The 14653-nt window shown below is 60.1% G+C and carries 13 protein-coding genes, 4 tRNA genes and 1 pseudogene; 12 read left to right on the forward strand and 6 right to left on the reverse strand.

The features are described from left to right. Positions 1-166: 166 nt before the first annotated feature. From PSH73_RS07905 to PSH73_RS07920, 4 genes are all read left to right on the forward strand, one after another. Positions 167-826, forward strand: a complete 660-nt coding sequence (locus tag PSH73_RS07905; RefSeq protein ID WP_057438894.1) for a transglutaminase family protein — start codon at positions 167-169, stop codon at positions 824-826. 43 nt (positions 827-869) lie between these two features. Beyond that, positions 870-1487, forward strand: coding sequence for a glutathione S-transferase family protein (locus PSH73_RS07910; RefSeq protein ID WP_057959011.1), 618 nt, complete (start codon positions 870-872; stop codon positions 1485-1487). 134 nt (positions 1488-1621) lie between these two features. Continuing rightward, a complete protein-coding gene (locus PSH73_RS07915) occupies positions 1622-2554 on the forward strand; it encodes an ABC transporter ATP-binding protein (RefSeq protein ID WP_200656458.1) in 933 nt (310 codons plus the stop codon). Then, the gene (locus tag PSH73_RS07920) at positions 2551-3330 is read left to right on the forward strand and encodes an ABC transporter permease (protein WP_057438896.1); all 780 of its coding nucleotides are present in this window, start codon (positions 2551-2553) and stop codon (positions 3328-3330) included. The genes PSH73_RS07915 and PSH73_RS07920 overlap by 4 nt, the downstream gene beginning before the upstream one ends. A 139-nt stretch (positions 3331-3469) precedes the next feature. On the opposite strand, the gene PSH73_RS07925 is transcribed toward PSH73_RS07920, so the two are convergent. Continuing rightward, complete coding sequence (locus PSH73_RS07925; protein ID WP_186625500.1) at positions 3470-4015, reverse strand: TetR/AcrR family transcriptional regulator; 546 nt, start codon at positions 4013-4015, stop codon at positions 3470-3472. Positions 4016-4105: 90 nt separating this feature from the next. On the opposite strand from PSH73_RS07925, the gene PSH73_RS07930 reads away from it, so the two are divergent. The 3 genes from PSH73_RS07930 (at position 4106) to PSH73_RS07940 (ending at position 8479) form a co-directional block, all read left to right on the forward strand. Further along, entirely contained in the window at positions 4106-5290 is a 1185-nt protein-coding gene (locus PSH73_RS07930; RefSeq protein WP_186625502.1) for an MFS transporter, read from the forward strand. Between the two features lie 92 nt (positions 5291-5382). After that, the gene (locus tag PSH73_RS07935; protein ID WP_057438898.1) at positions 5383-6537 is read left to right on the forward strand and encodes a TDT family transporter; all 1155 of its coding nucleotides are present in this window, start codon (positions 5383-5385) and stop codon (positions 6535-6537) included. A gap of 67 nt (positions 6538-6604) precedes the next feature. Further along, on the forward strand, positions 6605-8479 hold the full coding sequence (locus PSH73_RS07940; RefSeq protein WP_128593445.1) for an MFS transporter: 1875 nt from the start codon (positions 6605-6607) through the stop codon (positions 8477-8479). A 69-nt stretch (positions 8480-8548) separates the two neighbouring features. Here PSH73_RS07940 and sugE read toward each other — a convergent pair whose 3' ends face one another. The 3 genes from sugE to rdgC form a co-directional block, all read right to left on the reverse strand. After that, positions 8549-8863 (reverse strand): quaternary ammonium compound efflux SMR transporter SugE, encoded by a 315-nt coding sequence (sugE, locus tag PSH73_RS07945; RefSeq protein ID WP_057438900.1) that lies wholly within the window; start codon positions 8861-8863, stop codon positions 8549-8551. Positions 8864-8968: 105 nt separating this feature from the next. Further along, positions 8969-9925, reverse strand: coding sequence for a bile acid:sodium symporter family protein (locus tag PSH73_RS07950; RefSeq protein ID WP_057438901.1), 957 nt, complete (start codon positions 9923-9925; stop codon positions 8969-8971). A 147-nt stretch (positions 9926-10072) separates the two neighbouring features. Beyond that, positions 10073-10993, reverse strand: a complete 921-nt coding sequence (gene rdgC, locus PSH73_RS07955) for a recombination-associated protein RdgC (protein WP_057438902.1) — start codon at positions 10991-10993, stop codon at positions 10073-10075. Positions 10994-11152: 159 nt separating this feature from the next. On the opposite strand from rdgC, the gene PSH73_RS07960 reads away from it, so the two are divergent. From PSH73_RS07960 to PSH73_RS07975, 4 genes are all read left to right on the forward strand, one after another. Then, positions 11153-11228, forward strand: a tRNA-Val gene (locus PSH73_RS07960). Between the two features lie 19 nt (positions 11229-11247). Beyond that, positions 11248-11324: transfer RNA gene (locus tag PSH73_RS07965), tRNA-Asp, on the forward strand. Positions 11325-11625: 301 nt separating this feature from the next. Next, positions 11626-11701: transfer RNA gene (locus tag PSH73_RS07970), tRNA-Val, on the forward strand. 18 nt (positions 11702-11719) lie between these two features. Then, positions 11720-11796, forward strand: a tRNA-Asp gene (locus PSH73_RS07975). An 87-nt stretch (positions 11797-11883) separates the two neighbouring features. Here the strand turns inward: PSH73_RS07975 and PSH73_RS26990 are convergent. Together PSH73_RS26990 and PSH73_RS07985 are read right to left on the reverse strand one after the other, a co-directional pair. Further along, positions 11884-11982 (reverse strand): annotated as a pseudogene (locus tag PSH73_RS26990) (DNA-binding response regulator); the annotation flags it as partial. A 219-nt stretch (positions 11983-12201) separates the two neighbouring features. Next, entirely contained in the window at positions 12202-12396 is a 195-nt protein-coding gene (locus PSH73_RS07985) for a hypothetical protein (protein WP_198800033.1), read from the reverse strand. Positions 12397-13042: 646 nt separating this feature from the next. Here PSH73_RS07985 and PSH73_RS07990 point away from each other — a divergent pair. After that, on the forward strand, positions 13043-14626 hold the full coding sequence (locus PSH73_RS07990; RefSeq protein WP_305462202.1) for a BCCT family transporter: 1584 nt from the start codon (positions 13043-13045) through the stop codon (positions 14624-14626). Positions 14627-14653 lie beyond the last annotated feature (27 nt).

The following is a 14653-nucleotide window of genomic DNA, read 5'->3' on the forward strand; positions in this document are numbered from 1 at the left end:
TCAGAGCTTAGCCGGCATCCGGAAAAGCGGTGCCTGAGGGTGTTACGTGGTGTGGCGGGAAGTGCTCGACAGTCACAGGCAGCAGGCGCCGACATTTGGCCGAATCGTCGTTAACCTTCGGTCGGGCCTGTGGTTAGACTCCAGGCTCGCCTCGGAGAAAATCCCCATGAATGCGTACTTGAGTCCCAGCCGCTTCATCGATAGTGACCACCCCACGGTGGTGGAGTTCGCCGAAAAACATCGCGGTTCGAGCCGTGATCCCCGTGACCAGGCAGTCAGTCTGTATTACGCCGTGCGCGAAGCGGTACGCTACAACCCTTACACCTTCAGCCGCGATCCGCAAACCCTGCGTGGTAGCTACGCCCTGGCTGCCGGGCAGAGCTATTGCGTGCCCAAGGCCACCCTGCTGGCGGCGTGCGCCCGGCATTGCGGCATAGCGTCGCGCATTGGCCTGGCCGATGTGCGCAACCATCTGTCGACCCCGCGCCTGATCGAGTTGCTCAAGAGTGATGTGTTCGCCATGCATGGCTACACGGAGTTGTATCTGGATGGGCGCTGGGTCAAGGCGACCCCGGCGTTCAACCAGCAATTGTGCGAATTGTTCGATGTGCCGCCCTTGGATTTCGACGGAATCAACGACAGCGTTTTCCACCCGTTCAACCGCCAGGGCCAGCGCTCCATGGAGTATGTGGTGGACCATGGGCAATTTGCCGAGGTGCCCGAGGAATTCTTCTTTGCCCACCTGGAAAAGTGTTACCCGCACCTGTTTGGCGAGCATTCGCCGCAATTGTTAGGTGATATGCAGAGCGATTTGAGTCGCGGCTGAACCGGCGTATGCTGCTCCGGCATTCATCCACTGGGAGGCGGTCATGCTGAAGATCTGGGGTCGTAAAAATTCGTCAAACGTCAGGAAAGCACTGTGGTGCGCCGAGGAACTCGGCCTGGACTATGAGGCAATTGATGCGGGCGGGGCCTTTGGTGTGGTCGATACACCGCAGTACCGGGCATTGAATCCCAATGGCCGGGTGCCGATGATCGAGGACGGCGAGTTTGTGTTGTGGGAATCCAACACCATCGTGCGTTACCTCTGCGCCAAACAGGCTTCGAGCTGGTACCCCGCCGATCTGCAGGCGCGGGCCAATGCCGAGAAGTGGATGGACTGGACCACCTCGACCTTTGCCGAACCGTTCAAGACGGTGTTCTGGGGCATTTTGCGCACGCCGGCCGAGCGGCAGGACTGGGACAGCATCCATGCCGGGCGCAATGCCTGTATCGAGGTGTTGAAAACCGTGGACCAGGCCCTGGCTGAGCAGCCCTACCTGTCCGGCAACGAGATCGGCATGGGTGATATTCCCCTGGGCAGCTTTATTTATGCCTGGTTCGAGATGCCGATCGAACGCCCGGCGATGCCCCATCTGGAGGCGTGGTACCGGCGTTTGCAGCAACGTCCGGCCTATCAAAAAGCGGTAATGACCGCGTTGACTTAATACTGACTATTAATACAGGTGACTGTACTTGTGCGGCGCAGGCAAGCACCATGCTTGCCGTGCGCTGCGGTTGTATTAGGTGTGGCGCGCCCTTATCTATTTCTTCTATTCCCTTCCTTGGTGCGTAATCCGATATGAGTTCCGCTCTGTCCATCCGGCAGCTAACCAAAACCTACGGCAACGGTTTCCAGGCCCTGAGTGGTATTGATCTGGATGTCGCCGAAGGTGATTTCTTCGCATTGCTCGGCCCCAACGGTGCCGGCAAATCCACCACCATCGGTATTCTGTCGACCCTGGTCAACAAGACCAGTGGCACGGTGAATATCTTTGGCCATGACCTGGATAAATCCCCGGCCGCGCTCAAGCGCTGCATTGGTGTGGTGCCCCAGGAGTTCAATTTCAACCAGTTTGAAAAGACCTTCGATATCGTCGTGACCCAGGCCGGTTACTACGGCATCCCGCCGAAAATCGCCAAGGAGCGCGCCGAGCAGTACCTGACCCAGCTGGGGTTGTGGGACAAGCGCGACGTGCCATCACGTTCCTTGTCCGGCGGCATGAAGCGGCGCCTGATGATCGCCCGCGCCCTGGTGCATGAGCCGCGCCTGCTGATCCTCGACGAACCGACGGCCGGCGTGGACATCGAATTGCGCCGCTCAATGTGGACCTTCCTCACCGAGCTGAACCAGAAAGGCATCACCATCATCCTCACCACCCATTACCTGGAAGAGGCTGAACAGCTGTGCCGCAACATTGGCATCATCGACCACGGCACCATTGTCGAGAACACCAGCATGCGTAACTTGCTGGGCCAGTTGCATGTGGAGACGTTCCTGCTCGACCTGAAAAGCAATCTGTCCGCGCCCCCTGCGCTGATCGGCTACCCCAACCGCCTGGTGGACAGCCATACCCTGGAAGTGCAGGTCGATAAAACCGTGGGCATCACCGCGCTGTTCAGCCAACTGGCCTTGCAGAACATTGAAGTGCAGAGCCTGCGCAACAAAACCAATCGCCTGGAGGAGTTGTTCGTGTCCCTGGTGGAGAAGAATCTGGCGAAGGTGGCGGTATGAATTCCGAGTTCCAACCCAATCTGGTAGCGCTCAACACCATCGTCTACCGCGAAGTGAAGCGCTTTATGCGCATCTGGCCGCAGACTCTGCTACCGCCAGCGATCACCATGGTTCTGTACTTCGTGATCTTCGGGAACCTGATCGGCCGGCAGATTGGCGATATGGGTGGCTTCACCTATATGGAATACATCGTGCCGGGGCTGATCATGATGTCGGTGATCACCAACTCCTACGGCAACGTGGTGTCGAGTTTCTTTGGCAGCAAGTTCCAGCGTTCCATTGAGGAATTGATGGTTTCGCCGGTGTCGCCACACACCATCCTGATCGGCTACACCCTGGGCGGCGTGCTGCGTGGCTTGATGGTCGGGGCGATTGTGACGGTGCTGTCGATGTTCTTCACCGACCTGCAGGTGCATCACCTGGGGGTGACCATCCTGGTGGTGGTGCTCACGGCGACAATCTTCTCGCTGCTGGGCTTTATCAACGCCGTGTTTGCGCGCAACTTCGATGACATCTCGATCATCCCGACCTTTGTGCTGACCCCGCTGACCTACCTGGGCGGTGTGTTCTACTCGATTACCCTGCTGCCGCCGTTCTGGCAGACCGTGTCGCTGGCCAACCCGGTGCTGCATATGGTCAATGCCTTCCGCTACGGGATCCTGGGCGTGTCGGATATCAAGATCAGCGTGGCGATCACCTTTATGATCGTGGCGACGGTGGTGTTGTATCTGGGCTGTGCACGGCTGCTGGTGAGCGGGCGTGGGATGCGTACCTAAGCCAGGTCTAAAGATGTGTGGGCATATGTGGGAGCGGGCTTGCCCGCGATAGCGGCGGGTCAGTTAAAGAGGTATTGACTGACACCTTGCAATCGCGGGCAAGCCCGCTCCCACATAAGCCCGCATACACACAGTCGGGTCAGGTGTGCAGGGCAATCTCAATCAGCTCATGCAACTCCTCAACCCGCATCGGCGCCGCGTCAAACAGAATTCGAAACACCGTCGGCGCCGCCAGCAGATTGATCAGTCGATCCACGCTGGGCAATGCCTGGCCGCTGCCTTGGTAACGGTCCAGGATCACTTGCAGTTGCCCACCCAGAATCGTCACGCAGTACCCCGGCGTCTGGCTGCACTGCACATCGCGCATCATCGTGCGCCCCGGTTCCGAACTCATCTCGTCCAGGTACTGCTCGGCCCAGGCTCGCAGGTCGCCGCGCAGGCTGCCGGTGTTGGCGGGCTCGCTGTCGGGGCGCATGCGGGCCAGGGCGACGTCGGCGAGCAGGGCTGCGAGGTCGCCCCAGCGCCGGTAGATGGTCGACGGCGTGACCCCGGCGCGTGTGGCAATTTGCGGTACTGTCACGCTGGCGCGCTCTTGCTCTTGCAGTAGCTGGCGCACCGCCGAATGAACCGATTCTTGTACCCGGGCACTACGGCCCCCCGGGCGGAGGCCTTCTTTTATCGCCATGCCAAAACCTTAACACAAAGAATTTGCTTTAAGCGCGACCCAGTAGCACACTCCACAAAAGCAAAATATTAGCTTTAGCGGAGCGTGCCCATGTCCAGCGTCACTTCTCATCGTTCCAGCCTGGTGTTTCTAGCGAGCACCATGCTGACGTTTCTCGCCGCCTCCAGCGCGCCGACGCCGTTGTATCACCTTTACCAGGAGGGCCTGCACTTTTCTGCTGGCACCTTGACGCTGATCTTCGGCGTCTATGCCTTGAGCCTGCTGGCTGCGTTGTTGACCGTCGGTTCGCTGTCGGATTACCTGGGGCGCAAGCCAGTGATCTTCGCCGCGCTGGTGCTGAATATGCTGGCGATGCTGCTGTTTATCTACGCCGACAGTGTTGCCTGGCTGATCGCCGCCCGCACTTTGCAGGGGGTTGCCACAGGCATGGCCACCGCCGTGCTCGGCGCTGCGTTGCTCGACACTGACCGTCGGCAGGGCCCGCTGGTCAACAGTGTCGCGCCATTGCTGGGCATGGCCTGTGGCGCCATGGGCAGCAGTGTGCTGGTGGAGTTCGCGCCGCTGCCGACCCAGTTGATCTATTGGGCCTTGCTCGCGCTGATGCTGTTGCAGAGCCTGTATGTCTGGCGCTTGCCGGAAAGCGTCAGCCCCATCCCTGGCGCGCTCGCCTCGCTATGGCCGACCCTGCATGTGCCGGCCCAGGCGCGCCGGGCCTTGTGGCTGTCGCTGCCGGTGGATATCGCGGTGTGGGCCATGAGCGGTTTCTACTTGTCGCTGGCGCCGTCGCTGGTAAGGGCGGCGACCGGATCCACCTCCAACCTGATCGGTGGCGGCCTGGTCGCGGTGTTGACCTTGAGCGGTGCGGTGATGATTTTCAGCCTGCGCAATCGCCCGGCGGGCAAGGTGCTGCGCCTGGGAGCCGGCCTGTTGGCCGTGGGCGTCGCACTGATCCTCGGTGCGGTTCACAGCGCCAACCTGAGCTTGTTTTTCTTCGCCACGCTGGTGGCTGGCAGCGGATTTGGCGCAGGTTTTCTCGGCGCGTTGCGCAGCGTAGTCCCCCTGGCCTTGCCCCATGAGCGGGCCGGGTTGATGTCGGCGTTCTACGTCCTCAGTTACCTGGCGTTCTGCCTGCCGACCCTGTTGGCGGGCAACCTGACCCGCAGTTTTGGCCTGATCGCTACCACTTATGGCTACGGCGGGGTGTTGATCGTATTGGCCCTCGGCGCCTTGATTGGCTTGATGAGGCAAGCGCCGGCCAAGTCTGCATATAGGTGAAACAGATAACAGTTAGAGATATTACCCGTTATATAGATATTCCTTAGGCTTCTATCATGGGCTCAACCTCATACGAGGAAGAGGATTGAGCCATGACCTGCCCCAATAGCATCACCCCCAGTTACAAACCTTTCAGCCATTTGGCCGCCCCCAGGGAAGTGATTCGCCAGTTCACCCCCAACTGGTTCGCCGCCACCATGGGCACCGGCGTGCTGGCGTTGGCCCTGGCGCAATTGCCGGTGCAATTGCCGGGTGTCTATGCCATCGCCGAAGGGCTGTGGCTGCTGACGATCGTTTTGTTTGTGTTGTTCAGCGGTTTATACGCGGCGCGCTGGGTGATGTTTTTTCACGAGGCGCGGCGAATCTTCGGACACTCCACGGTCTCGATGTTCTTCGGCACCATCCCCATGGGCCTGGCGACCATTATCAATGGCCTGCTGCTGTTTGGCCTGCCGCGCTGGGGCGAGGGCGTGGTGCAACTGGCCGAGGCCCTGTGGTGGCTGGACGTCGCCATGGCCCTGGCGTGTGGGGTGTTGATCCCGTTCATGATGTTTACCCGCCAGGAACACAGCATCGACCAGATGACAGCGGTCTGGCTGTTGCCGGTGGTGGCTGCCGAAGTCGCCGCCGCCAGTGGTGGCCTGTTGGCGCCGCATCTGGTCGACGCCCATTCGCAACTGGTGATGCTGGTGACCAGCTACGTGCTCTGGGCGTTTTCTTTGCCGGTTGCGTTCAGCATTCTGACGATCCTGATGCTGCGCATGGCCCTGCATAAACTGCCCCACGCCAACATGGCCGCGTCGAGCTGGCTGGCCCTGGGCCCGATCGGCACCGGCGCCCTGGGCATGTTGCTGCTGGGCCAGGACGCGCCGGCGATCTTCGCCGCCAATGGCTTTGCCGGCATCGGCGAGATTGCCGCCGGCCTGGGGCTGGTTGCCGGCATCACCCTGTGGGGCCTGGGCCTGTGGTGGATGTTGATCGCGGTGCTGATCACCCTGCGTTACCTGCGTGCCGGGATTCCATTCAACCTGGGCTGGTGGGGGTTTACCTTCCCGCTGGGGGTGTATGCCCTGACCACGTTGAAACTGGGCAGTACTTTGCACCTGGCATTTTTCAGCGTGACCGGCAGCGTGCTGGTCGCCGCGCTGGCCCTGATGTGGCTGGTGGTCAGCAAGCGCACGGTGCAGGGTGCCTATAAAGGTGAGCTGTTTGTTTCACCGTGCATTGCAGGATTGGGGAATAAGTAAGCAGGATTAGGTAAAGTCGTGGCCTGAAAAATCAATAAAGCCTTCAGGCCACGCAGGAACACTGACGATGAGTCACCCCTCGCAATTTACTTTGCTGCGCAAACGGCGTTTTCTGCCGTTCTTCATTACCCAGTCCCTGGGGGCGTTCAACGACAATATTTTCAAGCAGTCGTTGATCCTCGCCATTCTCTACAAGCTGACCATCGAAGGTGACCGCTCGATCTGGGTCAACCTGTGCGCCTTGCTGTTTATCCTGCCGTTCTTCCTGTTCTCGGCCCTGGCCGGGCAGTTTGGCGAGAAATTCAACAAGGATGCGTTGATCCGCGCAATCAAGCTCGGCGAGATCGTGATCATGGTCGTGGGGGCCGTCGGCTTTATGACCAACCACCTGGAACTGATGCTGCTGGCGCTGTTTGCCATGGGCACCCACTCGGCGCTGTTTGGCCCGGTGAAGTACTCGATCATGCCGCAAGCCTTGCGCGAAGAGGAGTTGGTGGGCGGCAATGGCCTGGTGGAAATGGGCACATTCCTGGCGATCCTCGCCGGGACCATCGGGGCCGGGGTCATGATGTCCTCTGCGCAGTACGCGCCGGTGGTGTCGACTGCGATTGTCGCGATTGCCGTGCTGGGCTACCTGGCCAGCCGGGGTATCCCGCGCGCCGCGGCGTCCAGCCCCGAGATGCGCCTGGACTGGAACATCTTCAGCCAGTCCTGGGCCACCTTGCGCCTGGGCCTGGGGCAGACGCCCGCCGTGTCGCGCTCGATTGTCGGCAACTCGTGGTTCTGGTTTGTCGGGGCGATCTACCTCACGCAAATCCCGGCCTACGCCAAAGAGTGGCTGTATGGCGATGAGACCGTGGTGACCCTGATTCTCACGGTGTTCTCGGTCGGTATCGCGTTGGGCTCGATGCTCTGCGAAAAACTCTCCGGGCGTAAGGTGGAAATCGGTCTGGTGCCCTTTGGTTCATTCGGCCTGACGGTGTTTGGCCTGTTGCTCTGGTGGCATTCCGGTGGCTTCCCGCAAAACGTCCAGGCCAACGACTGGCTGGCGGTGTTGGGGTACGGCCAGGCCTGGTGGGTGCTGGCTGACATCCTCGGCCTGGGGGTGTTTGGCGGGTTCTATATCGTGCCGCTGTATGCCTTGATCCAGTCGCGTACCGCTGAAAACGAGCGGGCGCGGGTGATTGCCGCCAACAATATTCTCAATGCGCTGTTCATGGTGGTCTCGGCGATTGTCACCATCGTGCTGTTGAGTGTGGCCAAGCTGTCGATCCCCGAGCTGTTCCTGGTGGTGTCGCTGCTCAACATTGCGGTCAACACCTACATCTTCAGGATTGTTCCCGAGTTCACCATGCGCTTCATGATCTGGCTGCTCGGCCACTCCATGTACCGCGTGCAGCATCGCGACCTGCAACATATACCGGACGAAGGTGCGGCGCTGCTGGTGTGCAACCATGTGTCGTTTGTCGATGCATTGCTGATTGGCGGCGCGGTGCGTCGGCCGATTCGCTTTGTGATGTATTACAAGATCTACCGCTTACCGGTGCTCAACTTTATCTTCCGCACCGCTGGCACCATTCCGATTGCCGGACGCCATGAAGACCTGCAGATCTACGAAAAGGCTTTCCAGCGCATCAGCCAGTACCTGAAGGATGGCGAGTTGGTGTGCATTTTCCCCGAAGGCAAGTTGACTGCCGACGGTGAGATGAACGAGTTCAAGAGTGGTGTGACACGGATTCTCGAGGAAACCCCGGTACCCGTGATTCCCATGGCGTTGCAGGGGTTGTGGGGGAGCTTTTTCAGCCGTGACCCGAACAAGGGGATCTTTCACCGGATCTGGTCGCGGGTGACGTTGGTGGCGGGGCCGCCGTTGGCGGTGGAGCAGGCGACGCCACAGGCCTTGCAGGAACAGGTTGGGGCGTTGCGGGGGAGTGTCAGGTAGGTTTTCGGATTTAAGGGCCTCATCGCAGGCAAGTCGACGATTCGACTTGCCTGCGATAGCGTTAGTGGCTTACGCGCTAATCTTGAGCCCGATCAACCCGGCAATGATCAACGCCACACTGGCCAGTCGGAACAGCGCCATGGACTCCCCAAACAGGATAATCCCGGCAATCACCGTGCCCACTGCACCGACGCCGGTCCAGATGGCATAGGCGGTACCCAGCGGCAGCTCCTTCATGGCCAGCCCCAGCAGGCCGAGGCTGACGGCCATGGCGGCAATCGTCAGGGCGGTGGGCATTGGCTTGCTGAAACCGTCGGTGTATTTCAGGCCGACGGCCCAGCCAACTTCAAACAACCCGGCGAAAAACAGAATGACCCAGGACATAAAGACCTTCCTTTTAGAAGTGGGGTCGTCCCCTGGTAAGTGCTCAAACGAGTCGCGGGGTCGTCCCCGCGAAGGTTCGTAGAGTGCCGAAAAGCCCGCAGCCGATCAAGTTTCGGCGAGGGCCTTGCGATCTTCCTTCTCGCTCATCCGGCGGAAATACGTCGACAACAACGCCCCTGAAATATTGTGCCAGACACTGAACAACGCGCTGGGCACCGCCGCCAGTGGCGAGAAGTGCGCACTGGCCAATGCGGCGCCCAGCCCCGAGTTCTGCATGCCGACTTCCAGCGCCAATGACTTGCGTTGGGCCAGTGGCAGCCCGAATACGCGGGCGGTGAGGTAACCCAGCAGGTAGCCAAAGCTGTTGTGCAGCATCACCACCGCCATGATCAGCAGGCCCGACTCGGCAATCTTCGCCTGGCTTGCAGCCACCACGGCAGCGACGATGGTCACGATGCTGACCACTGAGACCAGCGGCAGCACCTCGACGGCATGACGCACGCGCTCACCCAGCAGACGCTGCGCCAAGACACCCAGCACGATAGGCAGCAACACCATTTGCAGGATCGACCAGAGCAGGTCCATGAACGACACCGGCAACCAGGCCGAGGCCAGCAGCCAGATCAAGGCCGGCGTCAGCAGCGGGGCGAGGAGGGTGGTGATGGAAGAGATGGCCACTGACAGCGCCAGGTCGCCACGGCCCAGCCACGTCATGACGTTGGAAGAGGTGCCACTAGGGCAGCAACCGACCAGAATCACGCCAACGGCGATTTCCGCTGGCAGGTTGAAGGTCTGGCACAGCAGCCAGGCCACGCTGGGCATGATCACAAATTGCGCGATCACGCCCAGGGCCACGCGCCACGGATGGCGCGCGACTTCGGCGAAATCTTCCAGTTTGAGGGTCAGGCCCATGCCGAACATCACCAGGCCCAGCAGCGGCACGATGGCGCTTTTCAGGTCGATAAACCAGTGGGGCTGAAGGAAGGCGAGCACAGCAAAAATCAGCACCCAGTAGGCGAAGGTAGTGCCGGCGAAACGGCTCAAGGCGGCGAGTGCGCGCATGGCGATGTCCTTATTATTAGAGTACTGGGAGTGGTAACCCCATCAATTGCGGGAGCTGGCTTGCCTGCGATAGCGGTGTGTCAGTCAGTGACTCTGTAACTGATACGCCGCCATCGCAGGCCAAGCTCCTACATTGAACGTGCGCGTTTAGATGCCTTGCGGGGTCTCTTCACCACCCAATGCTTCCACCAGCGCCGGCAGGAAGTCGCCGAAGGTCAGCATCATCAGGGTAAAGCTGGCATCCAGTTGGCCCAGGGCTTCGTCGCCGCCGTCCTGTTCGGCCTGGTCTTGCAGCAGGTCTTCAAACTTCAGGCGCTTGACGGTCATTTTGTCGTCGAGCATGAACGACAGCTTGTCCTGCCAGGCCAGGGACAGTTGGGTCACGACTTTGCCGGTGGTCAGGTGCAGCTGGATTTCTTCGCCGGTCAGGTCCTGGCGCTTGCAGCGCACGATGCCGCCGTCTTCGTGGGTGTCGCGCAGCTCGCATTCGTCGAGCACGAAGAAGTCATCGGCTGGCTTCTGGGTGGTGACCCAGTCGGTCATCACCGCAGTCGGCGCGGTTTTCACGGTCAGTGGGCGTACCGGCAGGGTGCCGATCACTTCACGCAGGGTCGACAGCAGGTCTTCGGCGCGCTTGGGGCTGGCCGAGTTCACCAGGATCAGGCCCTGTTTCGGCGCGATGGCAGCGAAGGTCGACGAGCGACGGATGAACGCACGAGGCAGGAAGGCCTGGATGATTTCATCCTTGATCTGGTCGCGTTCCTTTTTGTAGACCTTGCGCATTTGCTCGGCTTCGATCTCTTCGACCTTTTCCTTCACCGCATCACGCACCACGCTACCCGGCAGGATACGTTCTTCCTTGCGCGCAGCGATCAGCATGAAGTCACCGCTGACGTGCACCAGGGGCGCGTCTTCGCCTTTGCCAAAAGGCGCGACGAAACCGTAAGTGGTCAACTCCTGGCTTGCACAAGGGCGCGCCAGTTTGGTGGCCATTGCAGTTTCCAACGCCTCGGCATCAACAGGCAGATCTTGGGTCAGGCGATAGATAAGCAGGTTCTTGAACCACATGGGGTGAGTCTCTCCTTTATACAAAGTGGGGCATTATTCTCTTGATAAGGCCTGAGGCCAACCCTGCCTAAGCCATTGGAAGGGCTGAAAAAAAAGATTTAAGAAAGTGCTTGCCAGACCAGGGGACGCTCCGTAGAATGCGCGCCACACCGAAACGAAGGGTGATTAGCTCAGCTGGGAGAGCATCTGCCTTACAAGCAGAGGGTCGGCGGTTCGATCCCGTCATCACCCACCATTCGCTTCATGTGTTACGCGCAGCGGTAGTTCAGTCGGTTAGAATACCGGCCTGTCACGCCGGGGGTCGCGGGTTCGAGTCCCGTCCGCTGCGCCATATTCGGTAACCTGGAACACTGAACGCCAGGTCACCACAGAAAGCCCGCTCATCGAGCGGGCTTTTTGCTGTCTGGGGTTTGCCTTTCTGTGGGGACGGGCTTGCTCGCGAAGCACCTGAGAGCGCCGCGTCGTTCTTTTGTGGGGTTGGGGCGGGGTAACCAATAGACTCGCATCTACCCGCTACACGCGCCGGTTTTCCGGGGTGTAGGCTGCCGGCGAAAAGATATTTAAAATAAATTGCATTTAAATCAACACATTGCGGATTTTTCGTATATGATGCGCCCCGCACCGAACGTAAAGGGTGATTAGCTCAGCTGGGAGAGCATCTGCCTTACAAGCAGAGGGTCGGCGGTTCGATCCCGTCATCACCCACCATTACGTCCAACGCTACGCGCAGCGGTAGTTCAGTCGGTTAGAATACCGGCCTGTCACGCCGGGGGTCGCGGGTTCGAGTCCCGTCCGCTGCGCCATATTCGGTTACCTGGAACGCTGAACGCCAGGTCACCACGCAAAGCCCGCTCATTGAGCGGGCTTTTTTGTGCCTGGGATTTGCTGTCCTACAACCCCACCAGCCGGTAGCCCACCTGCAATTCGGTAATAAAGTACTGCGGCGGCGCCGGATCCACCTCCAGCTTTTGCCGTAGATGCGCAATATGACAGATTGGCCGGCGCGCTGCCGACGATTTCTTCCAGCGAGTGCCATTGGCGGTTCAGGCGCAAGGCGGTCCCGGCGACACCGAGCAGGGTGTTGCGCATTTTTTCGCCTTCCATCTGCACCAGGTTGCTTTGCGCCACTTCGACGAAATGCACACGCTCCAGGGCAATCGCCAGTTGGCTCATGCAGGCTTCCACCAGGCGGTGTTCCTGTGGGTCGTTCAGGCGATCGCGCTGGGCCAGTTCCAGCACGCCGCGTTCGATAACAACAGCGCCGAACCGAAGCGGGCCCAGCCCATTGTTTCCTGTGGGTCGATGCCCAGCAGGCGATAGGTATAACGTTCCGGCAAGGCATGGTGGGTTCCGGTGAAGCCCCGGGTCAGCCATTTGCCCATCAGTACGGCGAGCCCCGTCATTTAAACGCTGGGGTGCTGCTGAGGTTGACGACCCGCTTATTTGGTTTTCTTTTTCTTCTCGCTGCGGGTGGCGAGGTGTTCGAAGCAAAACGCGGCAGTGCCGAAGAGCGCAATCATCGACAGGACGACCATGCCTAAAGTTGAACTTTCCACGATAACTTCCTACGGGTGTTGGGGTAGGAGGTGACGGTAGAGGGTTTGGACTTAGTTACTCAATAGCGGCGACGTAAACGTTATGGCGAACAGGCAAACTATATGAACTCTTTACAGGGGGGCGGATAAAAACCCTAAAACCTGAGAATCAATTGTGGCGAGCGGGCTTATTGTGGCGAGCGGGCTTGCCCGCGTTGGGTCGCGCAGCGGCCCCAGTAGGGCCGCCACCGAGTGTTCCAGATAGACCCGGTGGGATGGTTTTGGGGCTGCTACGCAGCCCAACGCGGGCAAGCCCGCTCGCCACAGCAATCGCGGTTTTGCTCTTGCTCAGCCATGACCTGACGGAATACCCCCATACCCATTGGTCGATTGCACCGCGGCCGGCACCCACGCTTATCTATAGCCACGCGAAGACTTCAAGGCGGCACAGTGCCCGCTTCTAACAATGGCCTGCAAAGGCAATAAAAATAGTCTGTCTGGGGAAGCGCACGAGATGAAATACCCATTGCGTCCTTTGGTCTTCTGGCCAACCTTTCTGATCTTGCTGGCGGCGGTGATCGCCAGCTACGTCGACCTCACCGCATTCCTCGCCGTGAGCAAACAGCTCAATACGGTGATCCTGCAAAACTTTTCCTGGCTATTCAGTGCCGGTTCTTTCGCCATGCTGGTGCTCACGGCCATTGTGTATTTTTCGCCCCTGGGCCAGGTGCGTATCGGCGGGGAGGGCGCCACGCCGCTGTTGAGCAAATGGCGCTGGTTCATGGTCGCGCTGTGCACCACCCTGGCGGTGGGCGTGCTGTTCTGGACCACGGCCGAACCGCTCTACCATCTGTACTCGCCACCCTCCAGCCTGCCGATCGAGGCGGGCAGCGCGGCGGCCAAGAGCTTTGCCTTGTCGACGATGTTCCTGCACTGGACCCTCACGCCCTACGCGATTTACCTGGTGCCCTCCCTGGTGTTTGCCCTGGTGTTCTACAACCTGCGCAGCCACTTCTCGATTGGCGCCATGTTGCAACCCTTGCTCGGCGCCGAGCGGGTCAAGCGCTATGCGGGGTTGATCGACACCCTGGCGATGTTCGCCCTGGTCGCAGGCATGGCGTCGTCCCTGGGCACCGGGGCGCTGACCCTGTCCGGTGGCCTGAGCCAGTACATCGGCGGTGAGACCACGCCGTTGCGCCTGGGCCTGATCATCGCGGTGATCGTGTTCACCTTTGTCGCCTCGGCCGCCAGCGGCCTGCAGCGCGGCATCGTCATGCTGTCGTCGTTCAACACCTGGATCATGCTGGCCCTGGGCGCGTTCGTGTTGGTGTGTGGGCCAACCCTGTACATCTTCAGCCTGGGCGTCGAGTCCCTGGGGGTGTACCTCGACACCTTCTTCAGCCGCAGCCTGTCCACCGGTGCCGCCAGTGGCGACAGCTGGCCGCAGAGCTGGACGGTGTTCTACTGGTCGGTGTGGTTCGCCTGGGCCCCGGTCAGTGCGCTGTTCCTCGGCAAGATCGGCCGGGGCTACAGGGTGCGCGAATTTATCCAGATCAACATGCTGTACCCGGCGCTGTTTACCGCGCTGTGGATCTGCATTTTCTCCGGTAGCAGCCTGTACTTCGATGCCCTCGGCGATGGCAGTTTGAACCGCGTGCTCAACGAGCAAGGCGTGGAGCATGTGCTGTACCAGATGTTCCAGCAGTTGCCGGCCAGCGGCCTGATGATCGCGTTTTTGTTGTTTGTTGCCTTTATCTCCTTTGTCACCGCCGCCGACTCCAGCACCGACGTGATCGCCAACCTGTGCAGCAAAGGCGTCACCGCCGATTCGGACCTGGACGGCAACCCGCTGCTGAAGATTGTCTGGGGCGTGATCATCGGCACGGTGTCGTGGGTCATGGTGGCCTTTGTCGGCATCGACGGGGTGAAGATGCTCTCCAACCTCGGCGGCCTGCCGGGAATGATCCTGGTGCTGCTGGCCAGCACGTCGTTGCTCTACTGGTTGAAGAACCCCGCGCTGCTGGACGTAAAGGCCCCTGCGGTCCACGTCGAACCTGGCCTGCGTGATGCCAGCCCCGTGGCGGATTTTGCCCGCTGACTTGCCTCTTTGTTGCTGGAGTTACCG

It is taken from the genome of Pseudomonas sp. FP2294 (assembly GCF_030687625.1).
Lineage (GTDB): Bacteria > Pseudomonadota > Gammaproteobacteria > Pseudomonadales > Pseudomonadaceae > Aquipseudomonas > Aquipseudomonas shahriarae.